The sequence below is a fragment of the Streptomyces sp. NPDC101191 genome (genome assembly GCF_044767915.1).
In the GTDB taxonomy this organism is placed as follows: Bacteria; Actinomycetota; Actinomycetes; order Streptomycetales; family Streptomycetaceae; genus Streptomyces.
In genome coordinates this window covers 27,470-44,983 of the sequence record NZ_JBIWOU010000009.1, presented here as the reverse complement: position 1 = coordinate 44,983, position 17,514 = coordinate 27,470, and the positions used below count along the sequence as shown (strand labels likewise).

General features: G+C 69.4%; 17 protein-coding genes. 16 read left to right on the top strand and 1 reads right to left on the bottom strand.

Translation table 11 applies throughout. The features are described 5' to 3' along the window. Nucleotides 1-61: 61 nt before the first annotated feature. From ACIRQF_RS30275 to ACIRQF_RS30265, 3 genes are read left to right on the top strand one after another with little or no spacing between them, the layout of a single operon-like run. A complete protein-coding gene (locus ACIRQF_RS30275) occupies nt 62-427 on the top strand; it encodes a hypothetical protein (RefSeq protein ID WP_404096804.1) in 366 nt (121 codons plus the stop codon). Continuing rightward, entirely contained in the window at nt 424-2,112 is a 1,689-nt protein-coding gene (locus ACIRQF_RS30270; protein ID WP_404096800.1) for a hypothetical protein, read from the top strand. Before ACIRQF_RS30275 ends, ACIRQF_RS30270 begins: the two co-directional genes overlap by 4 nt. 30 nt (nt 2,113-2,142) lie before the next feature. Further along, complete coding sequence (locus ACIRQF_RS30265; protein WP_404096797.1) at nt 2,143-3,318, top strand: hypothetical protein; 1,176 nt, start codon at nt 2,143-2,145, stop codon at nt 3,316-3,318. 81 nt (nt 3,319-3,399) lie between these two features. Here the strand turns inward: ACIRQF_RS30265 and ACIRQF_RS30260 are convergent, their stop codons facing one another. After that, a complete protein-coding gene (locus ACIRQF_RS30260; protein ID WP_404096795.1) occupies nt 3,400-3,966 on the bottom strand; it encodes a hypothetical protein in 567 nt (188 codons plus the stop codon). Between the two features lie 248 nt (nt 3,967-4,214). Between ACIRQF_RS30260 and ACIRQF_RS30255 the strand changes: the two genes are divergently transcribed. The 13 genes from ACIRQF_RS30255 (at nt 4,215) to ACIRQF_RS30195 (ending at nt 17,225) form a co-directional block, all read left to right on the top strand. Then, nucleotides 4,215-5,870 (top strand): hypothetical protein, encoded by a 1,656-nt coding sequence (locus ACIRQF_RS30255; protein ID WP_404096792.1) that lies wholly within the window; start codon nt 4,215-4,217, stop codon nt 5,868-5,870. 2 nt (nt 5,871-5,872) lie between these two features. Then, complete coding sequence (locus ACIRQF_RS30250; RefSeq protein ID WP_404096789.1) at nt 5,873-6,463, top strand: transcriptional regulator; 591 nt, start codon at nt 5,873-5,875, stop codon at nt 6,461-6,463. Nucleotides 6,464-6,535: 72 nt separating this feature from the next. Further along, nucleotides 6,536-7,060: a hypothetical protein gene (locus tag ACIRQF_RS30245; protein WP_404096786.1), complete on the top strand. Its 525-nt coding sequence runs from the start codon at nt 6,536-6,538 to the stop codon at nt 7,058-7,060. 221 nt (nt 7,061-7,281) lie between these two features. Continuing rightward, nucleotides 7,282-7,794, top strand: coding sequence for a hypothetical protein (locus ACIRQF_RS30240; RefSeq protein WP_404096783.1), 513 nt, complete (start codon nt 7,282-7,284; stop codon nt 7,792-7,794). A gap of 254 nt (nt 7,795-8,048) precedes the next feature. After that, complete coding sequence (locus tag ACIRQF_RS30235; RefSeq protein ID WP_404096780.1) at nt 8,049-8,579, top strand: PH domain-containing protein; 531 nt, start codon at nt 8,049-8,051, stop codon at nt 8,577-8,579. Then, nucleotides 8,576-9,835, top strand: coding sequence for a PH domain-containing protein (locus ACIRQF_RS30230; protein WP_404096777.1), 1,260 nt, complete (start codon nt 8,576-8,578; stop codon nt 9,833-9,835). The genes ACIRQF_RS30235 and ACIRQF_RS30230 overlap by 4 nt, the downstream gene beginning before the upstream one ends. A gap of 348 nt (nt 9,836-10,183) precedes the next feature. After that, nucleotides 10,184-11,005, top strand: a complete 822-nt coding sequence (locus ACIRQF_RS30225) for a hypothetical protein (protein WP_404096774.1) — start codon at nt 10,184-10,186, stop codon at nt 11,003-11,005. Between the two features lie 211 nt (nt 11,006-11,216). Next, nucleotides 11,217-12,137, top strand: a complete 921-nt coding sequence (locus ACIRQF_RS30220; protein ID WP_404097557.1) for a hypothetical protein — start codon at nt 11,217-11,219, stop codon at nt 12,135-12,137. 224 nt (nt 12,138-12,361) lie between these two features. Further along, nucleotides 12,362-13,282, top strand: coding sequence for a DUF6197 family protein (locus ACIRQF_RS30215; RefSeq protein WP_404096771.1), 921 nt, complete (start codon nt 12,362-12,364; stop codon nt 13,280-13,282). Nucleotides 13,283-13,453: 171 nt separating this feature from the next. Next, complete coding sequence (locus ACIRQF_RS30210) at nt 13,454-14,398, top strand: hypothetical protein (protein ID WP_404096768.1); 945 nt, start codon at nt 13,454-13,456, stop codon at nt 14,396-14,398. Between the two features lie 231 nt (nt 14,399-14,629). After that, nucleotides 14,630-15,271, top strand: coding sequence for a DUF6927 domain-containing protein (locus ACIRQF_RS30205; protein ID WP_404096764.1), 642 nt, complete (start codon nt 14,630-14,632; stop codon nt 15,269-15,271). A 263-nt stretch (nt 15,272-15,534) separates the two neighbouring features. Further along, nucleotides 15,535-16,335 (top strand): hypothetical protein, encoded by an 801-nt coding sequence (locus ACIRQF_RS30200; RefSeq protein ID WP_404096761.1) that lies wholly within the window; start codon nt 15,535-15,537, stop codon nt 16,333-16,335. A 302-nt stretch (nt 16,336-16,637) separates the two neighbouring features. After that, nucleotides 16,638-17,225 (top strand): hypothetical protein, encoded by a 588-nt coding sequence (locus ACIRQF_RS30195; RefSeq protein ID WP_404096759.1) that lies wholly within the window; start codon nt 16,638-16,640, stop codon nt 17,223-17,225. Nucleotides 17,226-17,514: the final 289 nt, after the last annotated feature.

The window sequence follows — 17,514 nt, the reverse complement described above, 5'->3', positions numbered from 1 at the left end:
CGGTGGATCACGACGCAGCCTGCCTGGAGTCCACCGTCCTCGTCCGAAACGGGAGCCGACCATGGCCGAGCCCGGCAACACCACGGTCACCTGGGCCGAACGCATGGAGCTCCTCAAGGACTCGGCACAGCAGCGGGTCCTGAACGCACCGATGCCCACCGCGGCGATGGAGCAGCTCCTCGCGGACGGAAAGGCCGACGCCCTGGGGCGGTTCGAGGGCAGCCCCGTGCGCTACATGGACCGGTGGTGGCGGGTAGACGAACCCGGTTGGGTGGCACTCGACGAAGCCGCCTCTGCACAACTCGACCTCCACGCCGAGCGCTACCGGGCCGCGACCGCGGCCACCACACCCGCCGGCGCAGCTCCGGAAGAGGACGCCAATCCCGCCGAGATACCGCCCGCCCGGCCCGAGGCGGGGGCAGCATGAACAACGAACAGTACGGAGCGCCACAGCACGAGCTCAACGTCATCAGCAGTCTGCTGCGCGACAGCTCCACAGTGAACCAACTCGTCGACTGGAACCGACCAGAGCCCCAGTACTGGCTCAGGACCGACCACTTCCAGACAACCTGGCTCGGCGATGCCTACGAGGCACTTCTGACCGGTGGGTTGGGCGACATCGAGCAGCGGCTGCAGGCCTACCCCGGTGCCGACCGAGCCCAGGCCACAGCAGACGCCGTCACCGCCAGGATGATGACTCTCTACCAGCAGCGCGCCGCGGCGGGCGACGCCAACGCGCAGTGGGCCGTCAACCAGGCGTACTACACCCACTCGGACTTCTGGGCAGGCCTCCACGGCGCCATCCGCCAGATGGCACAACCCACCTGGCCGGCCAACCCAGAGCACGCCCGGCATGACGCCTACGTCACCGCTCGCGCAGCCCAGCACCCCTCCACCACCGAGAACGTCCCGTTCGAACTGACCCGCCCACGGGGCTACGACAATGACGCGCGCCATCGGGAACTGGCGGTCATCGGAGCCATCCTCAACAAACCGGCGCGGGCACAGGACTTCTGGTACTCCCCACAGAGCCCGGACGCATCGCCCTACTGGCTCCAGCCCCAGGACTTCGGCGACCCCGTAACCGCCGAGATCTGGGATGCCCTCGTCACGGGCCCAGACCCTGCCATCGCGCTTCCGGCGGCCACCGACCCTAACCTCACGCCGCAACAGCGGGCCGCCGCGATGATCCAGCACATCACCACACGCCTGACCTACAACGACCACCACCGCTCCACCGGCGACCCGGCGGCCCAGGCCCGCCTGGACGCCAACGTCAACCAGCAGATCGCCACCTACCTGGCACAGGCGAGTGCCCCCGACTTCAGCCCGAACCCCGACAACGCCGCCCGGTATGCAGTCACCTTCATCCTCGAGCCGAGCATTCCCGCCGCGGTAGAGGACCTGGCAGGCCGCGTCCGCGATTACGGACTGTCCGACGCCTCTCTGGGCCAGATCGGACTCGAACTCCGGACCAACGAGTACGCCCTGAACCAACTCGCGGACCGTCTCGATGCCGCGCCCCGCACCCTGGCCGGCTACAGCACGCCGAACCAGACCGCAGCACCCGCAGCCGAGCAGCGCGAGGGGCAACCGAGCTACACCTCCGTGCCCACCGAGCGCCGGGTCCTGATCTCGCTCATGCAGAATCCAAACCAGCTTCAACAGGACGGCCCCACCCGCTCCCTGGCCGAACAGGACTTCACCCAACACGAGCACCGCTACCTCTTCAAGGCCCTCCAGTCGCTGCCACCGGACGCCGCCCAGGATCGCTGGCTGCTGCAAAGCCAGGCCCAGCAGCTGGCCCGATACGACCAGGCCCCACCGCTGAACGCCGAAGAGCTCGCAAGGATCGAGCAGGGCGTGCGCGACCTGAAGGTCGCCCCAGCCGACCAGGGGGCCAGCCACCTGGTCACCATGACGGTCCGCCGCACGGCACGCGACGCCAGCACCGCGGTCCAGACAGCCGCGCGAGAAACGCTCGACCCACGCGTCCTCATCGACCAGAGCCGCGAGCAGTTCCAGCAGGCCACCCACGAGGCGCTCCGGTACCACGAGCAGTCCGTGCCCGAGCCCACCCCCTACGGCACCCATCAGGCGCACGTCGCGTGATCCCGGCAAGCGCAACCAAGGGAGCACCCCGTGGCTGCTGACGAACCCGACGCTCAGCGGCCGGGCGGAGACGCCGCCCGGCCGTCTGAAAACACCATCCAGAACGCCATCGAGTGGTTCTCATCGGACCGCTCCCGTACCCGACAGACCATCGAACACCCCGACGGCCCGATCGCGCCAGGAAAACTCCTCGACTCGGCCCGCTTCGACGTACAGGTCAACCGCCTCCTGGACGGAGAAACAGCCGAACAGGCCAAGGACCTCGTCCGCGCCCAGGCCGAGTGGCTCATCCGGTGGATGCCGCGCGACCACCAGCCTCTGTCCCTCGACAGCGCGCAGCAAGCCGGCCGAGCCTGGGGAATCCTGATCACCTCGGACACCGACACCCTGCCCGACCAGGACGTGCTGACGGAACTCGCCGCGCGGACCGGGATCTCCAGGCGCGCCGCGGACGAGATCCGAAACCAGGCCCGCAGAACCAGCGCCGCATACAACCGAGCCGACCTGCTCAGTCCGTACGACAGCGCCCCGGAAGAGGTCCTCATCGGCGACTGGAACCAGCTCGCCGCCTGCGGCACCGAACTGCCTGAGGCCGCAGAGCGAGCCCAGGACGTTCTGGAACTATTCACCGCCCGAGTCACTGGCGCCGAAGAACACGACTGGATGCACGCCGCAGCGCAGCACGCCGCCCAGGTCTACGCCAGCGTCATCCGCGCTCAACCACTGCTGGCCACCGTCGCCGCGGTGATCCCCAACCGGAACCAACCCGACGCCGCCGACGACCAAGCACGCCTCGTCGAACTCGCCCAGCAGGGCCACCTGACCACCGCAGCCACTGCGGCAGCCCGGGCGCGGGCTGTGCAGGAATGGGTCGGCCGAGAGAGTGAGGCCGCCCCGGACCGGACCAGAACAGTAGAGGCGGCAGCCCCCGGGACGCGCACCCTGCTCCACCTGAACAAGACCCTCGCCGCCCTCGACCCGAGGCGCGGCCCGTCCACGTTCCCCCCGATGGATCCCCAGCGCATCGCCCAGGTCGTCGAGGCGATCGGCCAGCTGTCCACCAGGATGAGCACGGTCCTGCGCCCGGCCGGCACCCTCCCGGCCACGCCAGGAGAGCACGCCACCCTGCAACGACCTCAACACCAGCAGCATCCGCCCACCCCGGGCCAGAGCCCCGGCGGAAACACACCAAGGGCCACGCCCTGAGTGGCCCCGCTCATCACGATCCACCGCCTGTACCGCACCTTCGAGCCTGGCGATGGCCAGCGGCGAGATCGGACGAGTGCATCAACGGGCGTCCCGTGATTGGCTTCCGATCGTCTCGACAACCTCGCTGACGATGCCGAAGAGGGCGGTAGCCTCGCGGACGCCAGCTCCCTGTTCCGTAAGGCTGCGCCGGACGCTGCGTCGGGCCTTCGCGTGCCCGGCCCGGGTGCGCAGGGCCTCACCGACCGTCGCCTCCAACTGCTGGATGAGGACGATCTGCTGCTCCGCGGCGCTCAGGTCGGTCGCGCTGACGTGGCCGCGGTCGAGCTGGGCGTTAGCTGCTGATGCCGTCTGGATCGTGGTGAGGGCTTCCGCCTGGCCGCCGATGAGCTTGGAGATGTCCGGGCGGCCCTGCTCGTCGCGCAGTTGCTGTGGACAGCGGTCGATGGCGTCCAGTACGAGCAGGGTGGTCAGGTCGATTAGGCCAGCGGTGCCGTACGGGCGCAGCCGGACCATCACCTGCTGGGCATCGGTCCAGTCGCCGGGCATGCTCGCACTGCGGCCGCGCGCGTAGGCCGAGGCGATGCTCTCCAGGACCGACCAGTATGCGGGAGTTCCTGCCGGGGGAATGGACGAAGTGGCTGGCATGCCGTAGACGCTACCGGTTTCCTGTCGTCTTGCGGTCGCACGCCGGGTGCCGAACTCCCCACGCCCGCACATGGTTTCTGCCCTTCGACGTGATAGTCGAACGCCATCCCGGCAGAGGAAAGGTGACAACACAGGGCTTCGCGTGCGGTCCCGCTCGTTGTGCCTTTCACGGGGTGCCGACCCATCACGCCAGTTGCCTTCAGTGCAACTGAGTTGCATTGAAGGCAACAATAGGCTAGGGTGATCGCATGCCAAACGACCAGACACCGAAGAGCACTCTGGAGACTCTGCGTGGATCCGTAGACGCCCTGCTCACTGTTGCCGGCCAGAAGCAGAACCAACTGGCCGAAGGAATTGGCCTGCCCAACTACGCCGTCAGCCGTCGCCAGTCGGGTCGTTCCCCGTGGAGCTTCGACGAAGCTGACGCCATCGCCCGGCACTTCGGCATCCCGCCGCTCATGCTCCTCGCCGGCGCGGAGAACGCCTGCGAGGCCTACGCAAGCAGTCGGGGAACTACGGTGACTGCGCTTGTCACTGCCCCCAAGGAGACGCCGAGCGCCGCCGAGGAGACGCCGGTGGCTTCCGAACCGGCCCCGGCCGAGTCGCCGGAGCCGCAGAGCAGCGAGTCCGCACCTCCTGCGGCCGACGACGTCACCGAACTGCCCACTCCGGCCCCCTGCGTGCTGTGCGGGCTTCCGGCCGCCACCGAACTCGAAGGCTTCCCGCAGCACGTCTCAGCCGACGACTGCGAAGCAGCGAAGAGTGCGGCCCGGCCGCAGACGACGCCCACTGAGGTCCAGGAGGACTCCGAGACGCGCCAACCCGCCCCCTCTCCGGGCGGCGTTACGCAGGAGCCCCCGCGTCGGCGGACCTCCCGTGCAGGGGGGTCGGCCCGGCCGCGACAGGAGCGCAGCGACACCAAAGACGCGGGCGTGGCATTCCTGCGCAGCAACATCGAGCACGCACTGCAGGAGCACGACGGCGACATCGAGGCGGCACAGGCCTTCCTCGTCCGCAAGGCCATTCCCCACGCGATGGAGCTGCTCGACATCACCCGCCGAGGCGGCCGCTACGACGTGGTGGCTTTCCCCTTCCTGCCGGACATCCTCAGGAAGCCGACCAAGGACAAGCCCGATCAGATCTGGGAAGCCCGCCCCAAGTGGAGCCGCGCATGGGACAGTCTGCCGCCCGGCACTCACACCATCGACGAGTTGGACATCAACGGCGCCTACCTGAGTGCCCTCAAGACGCACCTTCCGCTCGGCGAACTCGTGCACAGTGAAGGCCCCATCGACACCATCAAGCAGAAGCGCTCCGGCTTCCACCTGGTCACACCGGGGGAGTGGACACACGCGCATCTGCCCAACCCGCTGGGCGCACGCGAGGAGGAAGGCCCGCTGTGGATCGGGGAACCCACCCTGCGCCTGCTGAACCGTGCGGCCTCCGAGAAGTACGGCCGGCTGTGCGCCCCTCCGGAGATCCACGAGTCCTGGACGAGCGGAAGCACCGAGCACCTTCTGGAGTACGTGCGCGTCGCCCTTACCGAGGTGCGGGCCGAGGCGATCGCCAACGACGACACCGTGGCCCTTGAGTACGTCAAAGCGATGTACGCCAAGCTGGTGTCGACCATGGGTGACTCGAACTACAACCGTGACCTGGACCGGCCCGACTGGATGCACATCATCCGCTCGGCTGCGTTCTCCAACCTCTGGGAGAAGGCGTTCAAGGCGAACGCCGCCGGGCTGCATGTGGTTAGGGTCAGTGGCACCGATGAGCTCCACCTGATCGGAGACTGGCGCGCAGCCGTCGGGGCGGGGGGCCGTCGCATCTTTCCCGAGGGACGAGGCGTGGCAGAGGTCAAGCTCAAGAACCAGCGGACGATCACGATTGACTCGGAGGCGTAGCGGTGCCCGGAAGGAATATCGACTTCGGCCAGTACGGTGCGAGGGGCGAGCGCAGCAGCATCGCTGCTGCGCACATCCTGGACCGCCTTGCGGGCGGTATCACCTCTCCGGTGACCACGCGCCGCGGCCTCACCGCGCGCCTGCGCTACATGACCCGTTCCGCCCACGCCCGCAGCCTCATGGTCAGCGAAGGCCTCAACCCGAGCCCCAAGACCCTGGCGAAGTGGCTGGACGGAACTCAGGAACCCAAACCGGCCAATCTCGACTTGATCGACCAGATCTACCGGCGGATGCGCCGCCACAACGTGGCCCGCTACCTCCTTCAGCGGCTTAACGGCCGCGGCGGCACCCGGGTGGAGATCCACCCGGCCGATGACACGTTCGTCCAGGACCGACACCGGCGCCCCGACAAGAGAATGCGCAAATTCAATCTCAGGCGCTGGGACAAGATTGTCGCCGCCTGGGCCGACGGGGCCTGGGAGAAGGGCAACGAGGAGCCGCTGCACGACGTCTGGTGCCAGATGCTCAGCGATGAGCTGGGGTCGGACTGGGGCGCCTACGAGTATTGCAAGTCGATCGGGTTCAACGCCTGACACCGGTCGGCCTCGCCCGACATCCGGAACCGGCAGGCACCGCCTCACAACCGCCGCGAAGGACTCCGCGCCATGATCCTCACCTACATCAGCGCCCACGCGACGGCCCGGCAGCTCGATCCGCAGATGCCGGACCGGCTTACGGCCGCGCTCGTCGAACTCGGCCTTAGCGAGCCGATACCGGACAGTGTCCGTCACGCTCTCGACCGCCCCCAGTGGCGCTACCGGCTGGTCTACCGGGCCACGACGGTGATCGTCGAGTGCGCGACCGCGCACCGAGAGCACGCGGAAAGCGGCACTTTGTACCTTGAACCTCTCGTCCGTGCCAGCCGTCTGGCGTGCGACGACATCAGCCGCGTGCACTGGATGAGCGGCACCATTCCCTTCGACCGGCGCCACCGCAGTAACGCCGTACGCGCTCACGCCCGCCGCGTCGTCAACCGAGTCCAGTGGGCCGAGACGAGTCTGGACGCAGACCCAGCCGCCAACCTCCCCGTCCACGCCCGCCGCTGGCTCACCATCGCCGACCGATACCTTGTTGGCCGGATCGGCGCCCTCCTCGACGATGTCGAGTGGTCGACACCGCGCCGTACCTAGGAGCCCGCGCCGCCACGGCCCGCACGAAGTTCCTACACGGATGTGCGGGCCCTACTGCTCTCTTCCTCAGCGGAAACGCGGACCCTCACACCTTCAACCGTCCAACCAGTCGACCGGATTGGATGGTTGCGCCGCTTGGCAGGCGCCCTTCGACAGTGCGCTCCACCGGGCCACCACTCCACGGTGCGCCCTTCGTCATCGAATGACGCCAAGGAGCCCACGTGTCCTCACAATCACCCCTGCAAGTCATCCTCTACGACTCTCCCGAGCACGAACACCCCAGCGTCAGCCGGGCCATCGAGGCCTTCGGCCTCGCCACGGATTGGGGCCTGCCCGGCGGTCTCGCCAAGAGGCCGACCGGCGGCGCCCCCAAACAGGTCATCGTCCACCTCGGGCAGGTCTACGGCACCCACCACGCCCCGCTGGGCGCATCTGACGAGCTGGCCGCACGACTGCGAGCCGACGCGCCGGGCACCACGTTCCTGCTGTGGCAGGACCCATACTTCGAGGAAGCCGACGGCCACTATGTCGCGCACGTCCCCGGCGTTGGGGACTTCGAGAGCTCGTGCAACGCCAACGGGGCCCCTCACATCGCCGTGGCCGAGCTCACTGCGAGTCTGCGCGAGACACCGGATCTCACCGCCGAGCAGTGGCTCGCCGGCCCCGGGGAGACCATTCTCGGCACCCGCGTGAGGAAGGCCATCGACGCCTACGAACAGCCCGACGTGGCCTAACCGCACCAGGGAGAAGCATCCGTTCACCAAGGCGAGGGCCGTCCCGCAACGGGACGGTCCTCGCCGCTTGCTCGCCGTGAGCACCCCACACCGCGGCAGGAACTCCCGTGGTGTGGGCGAGGAGCGGGGTTGCGGCGCTAGGTCACCGCTTCCGCACTGTGCGGCCCGTCGGGCCGTGCCCGGCCAGCGGCGAGCCGCCCCCGCAGCAGGACGGCCCCGCTCCCCGTCCATCCCATTCCCCTTGGAGCCTCCCCATGAGCGAGACCCCACCCAGCGAGCCCCGCGCCCTGTTCCAGCCACCCGGCGCGACCTTCACCCACCTGCCCCGCAAGGCCCTGACCCTGTGGCGCCTCACCCTCGTGTTCTGGACCACGGTCGGCACCCTCTTCTTCGGGGCCGTCCCCCTCGGGCTCGTCCAGCTCCTGCACGCGGATCTCACCGTGTGGCCGTTCTGGACCCTCGTCACCACCTTTGCCGCAGGGGCGGCCTTAGTCTGGCAACGCCTCGGCGCCCGCTGGCAGGCGACGGGATACTGCCTGACCGACGACGAACTCCTCCTCCGTGGCGGACTGCTCCACCAACACCTCACCGCGATGTCCTACGGGCGCATCCAGACCGTAGAAGTGTGGTCGGGGCCCGTCCAGCGCCACCTCGGCCTCGCCACGGTGCACGTCAGCACCGGCTCCTACCACGGCTCAACCGTCAAGAACATCGACACCGCCAAAGCCGAGGAGATCCGCGACGTGCTCACCCGCCTCGCCCGGCAAAAGCAGGTCGCGCTGTGACCGACACCCTTGAAGGACGCCTGCACCCCATCACCCCCTGGCGCCGCGCATGGGCCATCACGGCCACCGTCGCGATGTTCGTCTTCCGCGACCTGCCCGAACTAGCCGAATCCGCCAGGGAGTGGCCCCGCTGGCTGCTCGCTCTCCTGATCGCCGGGGTCGCCCTTCTCGCCGCCGGCTACGGGTATGGCTCCTGGCGCAAGACCTCCTACCGGCTCACCCAGGACGCCCTCCACTACTCCTCGGGCATCGTCTTCCACCGCCGCCGCCGATTCGAACTGGCCCACCTGCAGGCAGCCGACATCCGGCGCCCGCTACTGGGCCGACTGATCGGAGTGTGCACTCTGCGCCTGTCCGTAGCCGGACAGAGCAGCGACCTTGCCTACCTGGGCACCCGGCAGGCCGCCATCCTGCACCGCGCCCTCCTGTCCAGCATGGCTCGCGACACCATGCCCGAATCCAAGTCGCACAACGAGGACACCGCACGCACGCTGATGTCCGTTTCACCGCGCATGCTGACCCTCGCCATCGTGCTCGACGCGCGCATCATGATCAGTGCCGCAGGAATGCTGCTGGCCGGCCTCATGCCCTACCTGCTGTCCACCGAGCCACTCGCCCTGTTCTCCCTGGCCGGGGTTCTCGCGCCGGTGTGGCGCATGACCGCGCGAGCCTGGATCCATTGGTTCGGATGGCGCGTCACTCAAGAACCCGGCGGCTACCGCACCGAGTTCGGACTGTTCGACACCCAGCACCACACACTGCGACACCAGCGAACCCAGTCCCTCCTCCTGGAGCAGCCCGTGCTCTGGCGCCGCAAGAACTGGGTCCGCATCAGCGTCGCCACCGCCGGGCACGCCCCCCAACTGCTGGCGCCCGTCGCCACCTACCAGGAGGCCCAGCACCTGGTTCGCGGCCTGTACGGGCAGGGGGCCGTCGACGCCATGGAGACAGCCTGTCCGGCACCACACCGGGCCCGCTGGGCAACGCCGTTCAGCCGGGCCCTGTCCTACCGAGCGGCCTCCGGCTTTCTCTGCGTCTGGCGGGGACTCTTCCTGCGGAACGTCGTCCAGCTCTGCCCCGCCTCCAAAATCCAAGGCGTCGGACTGCTTCAAGGCCCATGGCAGCGTCGCCTCCGCCTGGCAACGGTTCGGATCGAGCTGGCCGGCGGTCCCCGGCTCAAGGCCCGGCACCGCGACGCTGACGAAGCCGCAGCCATCGCCATGGCCGCGCGGGTGAGCAGCATCCGCGCTCACTGACCGGGCGGATCCTACGGGCCCCGGGCACCGCACCTCTCGCGGCCGCCTGGGCCACGACGGCGGCCGAGAAGTTTGCCCGCAGCCAGCGCATCGTTCCCGCCCGGCCGCAGCCACCGCGGCTGATCTCCCGTCGCGAAGCAGCACTCCGTTCCCGCCTCCGACCCAGCAGCTTCGGTCACCACCAGTGTCCCGGCACGGACCAACGGTCCGTGCCGGGACACTGCCATGCCCGCTCTTGCGGCCCTAACCCCGTGCCCGGCCATCGTCCGTGGCGTCAGCGCCGGGACGGCGCACCCCGATGCCCCCGTCCCGCCCCCATCGCGCCGCCATGCCGAAAGGGCATCCCACGTGAATACTGCACACCTGATCACTGCCGCCCGTGACGCCCTCACCACCCGCCGCGCCCACGAGCAGACCGTGAACACCCTGACCATCACCACGACGCACGACACCGCCCGCCACACGCTGACCTACGACAGTGAGAACGTGGCCGTACGCCATCACGACGGCACCCTCGCCTACGTCGACCTGACCAACACCGAGTTCGCCGAAGACCTCGACGCGCACGCGGAGGACCGTCTGGCCGCGTCGGGTTCTCTGCGCCCACTCACCCTCCGCCTGGGGCCCGGACCCCTCATCCGACCGCCCGTCGAGTTGGACGCGCGGAGCCGTCTGTTCATCCTCTCCATCCACGCCCGCGCCGCGGCCCATCGTCCCGGCTTGGGCGGAAACCAGGTCCTCGAACTCGCCAACCTCGCTTACGAGGCCAACGATGTCGCCCGCCACGACCACACCCGCTCACTGCCCCCGATCGAGTCCTACGCACGTCAGGCGGCCGCTCGGGAGCTGCCGTTCCCACGTGAGGCCACCGCCGCGTTCCTCACGCAGACCGTCCGCTTGGCAGTGCGCACCATGAGCCACAACATGCAGCCCTGCCCGCTCGCCGTCGAGATTCCCGCCGGTCACGTCGGGGACATCCCCGCCTGGCTCGCCCGCCAGGCGGTAGCGCGCTTCCGGGACGGGGCGACGAGCCGCGAGCCTCGCTACGACACCCCCGCCCTGCGGGCCGTCCTCCAGGCGCTCGCTGGTCTTCAGACACCTGCTGCAGGTGACTGGCTCAGGCTGTACCTCACCCATCTCCCCACTTCTCGCGGTTGCACCGCTAGCTGACGGCCCGGGCACTGTCGGCCAACGGCCGGAGAAGGGCAACCGCCCCATCCCGCCGGCCGAGGCACGCCGCGACGGCGCAGGCATTCCGCCCTGCGACCACTTCACAGCAGCGTGCCTCGGCCTCGTCGACGCCGGCCCGCGTTCGGTGACGACCAGCCGCATGCCGCCGCCATCCAGCCCCCAATGCCCTCAGGAGACGTTCGTGCTCAGCATGCCCAGCATCCCGCCAGATCCCGTCGTGCCTGTTCCAGCACTCCAGGACTGCCTGCCAACCGACAACCTCGGAGAGATCCCCACGGCGACGCCGTGGTGCCAGCGGTGGCAGAACAGACGGCATTCATTCAGACACACGAGTGACGGAGGTTTTGACCCGCGCCACTTCCAGCTGGAGCCGCTTGCCGTCCGCAAGGCCAAGGAGTTCGTACTCCGGCACCACTACTCCGGCTCCTTTCCCTCTGCCAAGAAGACGTTCGGCCTGTACAACATCTCCGACAGCGAACCGCGACTGAGCGGAGTGGCCGTGTTCGGTCTCTCCGTCAGCAGGGCCGTTCTCGAGCGCGCACTGCCCGGCCTGGAGCCCAACGTGGCCTCGCTGGAGTGCTCGCGTTTCGTACTGCTGGACGAGTGCCCGGCAAACACCGAAAGCTGGTTCCTGGCCCGCTGTTTCGACGAACTGCTCGCCTCGAACGTCCGGGGGGTGGTGTCCTTCGCAGACCCCGTTCCACGCATTGCAAATACTGGCGAACTGGTGGCAGTTGGACATATCGGTACGATTTATCAGGCTTCGAACGCCGCCTACACCGGCCGCGCCACCGCGCGGACGATCAAGCTGCTGCCCGACGGCACCGTCCTCAACGACCGAGCCGCCCAGAAGGTGAGAAAACAGGAGCAAGGGCATGAATACGTCGAAGCCAAGCTCATGTCGCTCGGAGCACCGGTACCTCGAGCCGGCTGCAACCCGGCCCTCTGGCTACGAGAGGCCTTGCACGCAGTAGGCGCCCGGAACGTTCGCCACCGGGGCGCACACCGCTACGTGTTCCGGCTGGGCAAGAACCAGCGCGAGCGCGATCGCATCGCCCTCGGATATCCAGAGATCAAGCCCTACCCCAAGCGCCCCGACTCCTGCGTATAGCCCGCATCAGCAGCTCAGACACGCCATCTACCGCACCTCGCCCGGCGCCCCAGGTGCGAGCTGGACAACAGCGGCAGCAGCCAGCAATTGCAGGCCTAACTGGGCCCTCGCCCAGGGTGCCGCTCGCCGGGGCCACGAGACGCCCCCCCCCACGATCCGGCGCACCGGGCAACGGCGACATCCCGCCCCCGCTCCAGCCCGGCCACACCTCGTTGGAGTCCCCTATGACACTGCGCTACAGCACCGAGAGCACCCTCTTGCCGACGAACGCTCCTGATCTGCTCGACTGGGCGGCCGCCCACATCGAGAACCGCGGCTTCTACGACGGACGCGAAGGCGGCCTTTTCGCGAAGGGCGGCACCACCACCCGGTTCCTCGTCCCCAGCATGGTCGGCGCCTTCAACGTCGCGGCCGGTGACGGGCGCCGCAGCACCGCCCGCACCTACGACTATCCGGCCCTGTATTCCGCCGAACGCCTCGCGCTCGACGTGCTCTCGGACTTTCTCGCGGGCGGAGCCATGCCACATGACCCCCGCTTCGAAGACGAGAACCATCGCCGGTTCATCCTGCAGGACTGGGGACGGCGGGAAGTCCGAACCCGCGACGAAGCAGCAGCTGCCTTCCGCCACGCCGCCCGCCTCGCCGAACGCGCCCAGAGCACCGCTACACGGCCGGGGCGCCCACCCCGGCCACCGCACCCCGTCACCGCATCCGGCCTCCTCGAATGGGCCGCCGCACAACTGACGGACGTGACCATGAGGCCCGGCGGACTCACGCACGACCCGGACGGCTTCGCGGACACCGCCCCGTGCACCCTGCTGCACGCCGTCGACCGGGCGCTGCGCATCGCGCAGCCGATCCCCGCCGACAGCCACCTTCACTTCCGCGCCTTCCACCAAGCCCGTGACCGAGCACTGCAGGAACTGTCCGACCGCCTGGCCGGAGAGGACATCACCGCAGGACCTGACGAACCCGCCTACGAGGTAGCCCGGCGCCGACGCGAAGCCATCCTGACGTGGGGCAACCACCCGGACCGAACCGAAGGCGAGGCGGTCGAAGCACTCCGTGCCGCGGCCCTGGCAGTGGCCGAGGCAGCCGACGAAACCGAACCAGAGCAACAGCCCGGGGAGGGCGTGCTGTTCTGACCCACCCCAGCGCCTCCGGGCCGGGCGTCACCCTCCGCGGGCGCCCGGCCCGGAGGCGTTGCGGGGCTAACCCGGCCGCGAGCCACGGTCTGCCTGCCCGGCCCACCCGAAGCCGCACCACACCTTCCGTGAGCGGGCAAAGCCCCTGCCCACCACCCCCGAGAGAGCACCATGACCCAGGTATCCCCCCTGCCCACCGCCGCCGAGCTCGACCGCCAACTACAGCGTCTGTACGCCGTCGCCCGCCGGGCACGCACCATCGCCGGCATCCTGGCCCACCCGCAGGCAACCGGTGACGGCGTCGAATACGCCTGCGCCCGCATCCCGCGCGCACGGTCCGCAGCACGGCGGCTGCTGGCCCTGCCCGGCGTCGCGGACCACGAGGAGACGCCCTACGCCCTCTCCTTCCTCACAGCCGCCGAGCGCCAGTTGAACGCCCCGTCGACCGGGCTGCTGCGCATCGCCGCCGCAGCCCGACAGGCAGCAGCTCGCGCCGATGCCGCCGACGACGACTTCGGCGTCGTCGTCTTCCGCGACATCGAGGAGCGGTGCCGCCTCCTGGTCGACGCCGCCGTGGAAGCGCCGGTCCTCGGCCGGCGAGGCTGGAGCGCGCGCGACCGCACGGCCAGCGACGCACTCCAGCAGCAGGCCGCCCACTGGGGACTGACCAAGGGGGCCGACAGCGCCCGTGCCACCGCGCCGTCCCTGGCCGACCTCGCGCCGACCGTGTCCACGCACCTGCTCCAGCAAGCCGCCGCGCGCGCCGCCGCCCGCACCCGATGCACGGCCGGGATTCGCTGCACCGAGTCCACCTGCCTGTCCTACGGGGCTGTCCAGGTCACATACCTGGTCGACAGCTGGCTGTGCGCCGACTGCATCAAGGCCGCGAACACCCGGCTGACTGCCGAAGGGCACGCTCCCGACATCGTTCGCCCCGTTCCCGAAGGCACCCCCGATAGCGGCCGCTACACCGTCACGCTGTACAACGCCACCGGCAGGGGAGCCCGATCGGTGGAGTGCTCGAGCCCGCAGCGAGCCCAGTTCATCGCGGAGACCGAGCGCCCGTTCAACAACACCGGCTACACGATCCGGGTCGCCGCACCGTCCCGGAACTGAGCACCCCATCCGCGCCCCTTGGGCCCGCCCCGCCATTCGCCGTGGGGCTGGCCCAAGGGGCGTAGTCGGCTTCCAGGAATCTAGGCGTCCCCCACCCCTGATGAAGGCGGGCCGTCACGTACCTGACCGGTCTGTCTCGTCTCGCACGGCATTGCGCCGCTTACCCTCCGCCTCCCCACGCTGCGCCGGCGGCCGGTCGACGGAACCGGCCCCGACTGAGAGGCCACCCTCATGGGATGGACGTTCTACCGGCGCGACAAAAGCGCCGAGACCAACGCGGAACACTTCGCGGCCAAACTCGACCCCCGCTACAAAATCATCGCGCACGGCACCGTCGAAGACGTCTTCTACGCCGCCATCCGCGACCAGACCACCAGTGACGTCACCGCGTACGTCGCCCTGACCCGCTGGACCCGCGACCCTCTCTACAACTTCGGCTACAAGGACATGGACGAAAACTGCCTGCCCGGAGATCACAAGGCGCCAAAGGACGTGCTGAATGCGCTCACCCCGACCACGCACGAGAATGCGCTCACCTGGCGTGCTCACTGCCGCAGCCACCACACCCAACGCGACTTCCTGCGCGCGCACTTGAAGCCGGGCATTCAGGTTCGCCTCACCCACACAGTGCAGTTCACCGACGGCACCCGCACCGACACCTTCACGTACATCCGGCGCGGCAACGCCCCCGGCTTCCTGGCCCTTGACAGGCGACGCTGCCGCATCCCGAACTGGCGCGACAGTGTTGCCGCGCTCATCAGCCCCGACCAGCGGGAAACCCCCACCCCCGTGGGGCAGCAGCGGATCGCCAACCACGCCGCCCCGACTCACGACGCCGAACCGCAGCCGAAGGCCGACGCCCCCCGCGCCTGAAAACCCCTCTCCGATCGCCCGCCGCCCGGTCCCGCCCCGTCCGCAGGGGTGGGACCGCTTCTGTGCGTACACACGGAGCCGCACCGACCTCCACCCCGAAACTCTCACAACCGCCGCTTCACATGCCCGAGCCGTCGAGCGCAGACAGTTGCGGGGCTTACCGGCGCCTCGCTCAGGGTCCATCCCGCCGCCCCGCCGCTTGCGGGACCGCACCCGCCCGGCACTTCTCCCTGGCGGGTTCTCCACTTCGGGAAGGACCCCGCGTGTTCACCACACACGACGACCTCCACCAGGCACTCACCGCCACCGGCACCTTCAACGGCCTCTACACCGCGCTCATGGCCTCCAGGCCAACCCTGTCGTTCCGCAAGCACGCTGACCAGCCCACCGGCGTGGTGTTCTTCGAAGAGAGCCCCCGCATCCGCAACAGCCCGATCAACGGCACCGTCACCTTCGACCTCGAGTCCGGCGGCATCCTCCTGCACGCCAATGGCTACACCGGCCCCCAGTGGCACACGGCCCTGGAGCGCCTCGCCACCACGACGACCGCTTGGGCATGGGAGCCTGCACTCGACCGCAAGCCGGGCACGCTCAAAGGCGTCCTCCAACTCAGCGCGAACATCACCGCCGAGACTTGCGTCGGCGGCTCACACCACCAGGAAGACGCCGCAGACGCCCGGCTCGCTCTGACTCCCGCCGACCGCACCGCCTGCGAGCCCGCCTGGGCCCTGGCCGTCCTCACCCTGGGCGTCCTGGTCACCAAGGACCCGGCATACCGCTCCCCGGTCCTGCCCGCCCCCGACCCCAGCGCCCTCACAGCCCCCGCCACCGACTACCCGGCCGCCATCACCACCGCGGTGGGTGCCCTTGAGCTCCTGGACGAGAACGAGGACTTCGACACCGCCCGCGACCACGATCCGAACTGGCCCACCAAGGCCGAAGCCGCAGCCGTCCGAGCCCTACGCGACTTCCGGGACGCCCTCATCCGCACCAACCCTTCCCAGGAGCCCAGCTCCTCCAACCGCGGCAAGTGCTGCGACTGCCCGCACGAGATGGATGCGTAGCTGTCATGACGATCACCACCAGCACCGGCCCCTAGTACGCCTTCCCTGCTCCGGCCGCCGCGCCCGTGCTGAACACGGAACCGGGTCGCCGACGGCCGCAGGAGGGCGTGGGTACGTGGATCTTCAGCTACACCGTGACTCCTGCCCCGACCTCCGTCGAGGCTCGGGACCAGCCTGGAGGGCCCCCGACGCCGCCACTGCCGCCTCCTGACCACCACTGCCGCCGGGGCATCCACGCCGATGCCCCGGACTCCATCACGCCACCCGTCGCATACCCGTCCCAACTCGGAGCCCCGATGCCCATGCCCACCATGATCCCCGCCGACCGGGCGATCGTCGCCGCCATGACCGCTGGCGAACTGGATGACCTCGCCACCGCGCTCGATGCCGCTCGCACGCTCGTCGACGATGTCCGTGACGAGCGATCTCCCCAATCCCACTGCGGACGGTGGGACCACCCTGGCCACCACTGGACCCGCTACGGACGCTCCCGCTACTGCTGGGGCGACGGCCCATTCCTGGACCGTGAGGCCCGCGGCAGGTGTGGCGCCGACTGGCCACACCCCGGCCACGACATGGGAGATCACCGCGCGGCCTGCCCCGGTGTGGCCGCCGACCCCCAAGCCACCCGCTACCGCCACGTCGTCCAATGGCAGCCCGGCAATCTCGCGACGGCGAGGATGCTCATCGGTACCCTCGTGGCCGAAGGCATCGACGTCCGCCATCCGTCCGGAACCGGAGACACGACCACCTTGCTCCTCCAGACCCCGCAGGGTGACCTGCTGGCCGACCCGGGCGACTGGCTCGTGCGCCCTGACGACGGCAACTGGCGGGTGATGAAAGCCAGTCCTCTCGCCACCGAGGAGCCCGTCACGCCCCGTGACCGCTGACCCTGCCTCACACGGCCGGCCCCGGTACCCGCCCGGCGGCCCCGGGGCCTCGTCGTTGCGTGACCTGCTATGTGCGTGCCGTTACCCGCCCCTCGGACTCGAGTGCGCGCAAACCACAGGCAGGCGGCCTCGGACCAAAAGGGCCACACCGAACGGGCTGTGAAGTCAGCCGTGCCCGGATTCCACCTGCACCTCGCGGTGGGGGGCGGCCCCCCCCCCGCGCCCCCCCCCCCCCCCCCCCCCCCCCCCGGGGGCCCCCCCCGGGACCCCCCCCCGCCCGGACAGGCGG

Coding starts and splice junctions, on each gene's coding strand:
- ACIRQF_RS30270 (WP_404096800.1), top strand. CDS start 424: ATGAACAACGAACAGTACGGAGCGCCACAGCACGAGCTCAACGTCATC.
- ACIRQF_RS30260 (WP_404096795.1), bottom strand. CDS start 3,966: ATGCCAGCCACTTCGTCCATTCCCCCGGCAGGAACTCCCGCATACTGG.
- ACIRQF_RS30275 (WP_404096804.1), top strand. CDS start 62: ATGGCCGAGCCCGGCAACACCACGGTCACCTGGGCCGAACGCATGGAG.
- ACIRQF_RS30220 (WP_404097557.1), top strand. CDS start 11,217: ATGCCCAGCATCCCGCCAGATCCCGTCGTGCCTGTTCCAGCACTCCAG.
- ACIRQF_RS30245 (WP_404096786.1), top strand. CDS start 6,536: ATGATCCTCACCTACATCAGCGCCCACGCGACGGCCCGGCAGCTCGAT.
- ACIRQF_RS30195 (WP_404096759.1), top strand. CDS start 16,638: ATGCCCACCATGATCCCCGCCGACCGGGCGATCGTCGCCGCCATGACC.
- ACIRQF_RS30210 (WP_404096768.1), top strand. CDS start 13,454: ATGACCCAGGTATCCCCCCTGCCCACCGCCGCCGAGCTCGACCGCCAA.
- ACIRQF_RS30235 (WP_404096780.1), top strand. CDS start 8,049: ATGAGCGAGACCCCACCCAGCGAGCCCCGCGCCCTGTTCCAGCCACCC.
- ACIRQF_RS30255 (WP_404096792.1), top strand. CDS start 4,215: ATGCCAAACGACCAGACACCGAAGAGCACTCTGGAGACTCTGCGTGGA.
- ACIRQF_RS30215 (WP_404096771.1), top strand. CDS start 12,362: ATGACACTGCGCTACAGCACCGAGAGCACCCTCTTGCCGACGAACGCT.
- ACIRQF_RS30205 (WP_404096764.1), top strand. CDS start 14,630: ATGGGATGGACGTTCTACCGGCGCGACAAAAGCGCCGAGACCAACGCG.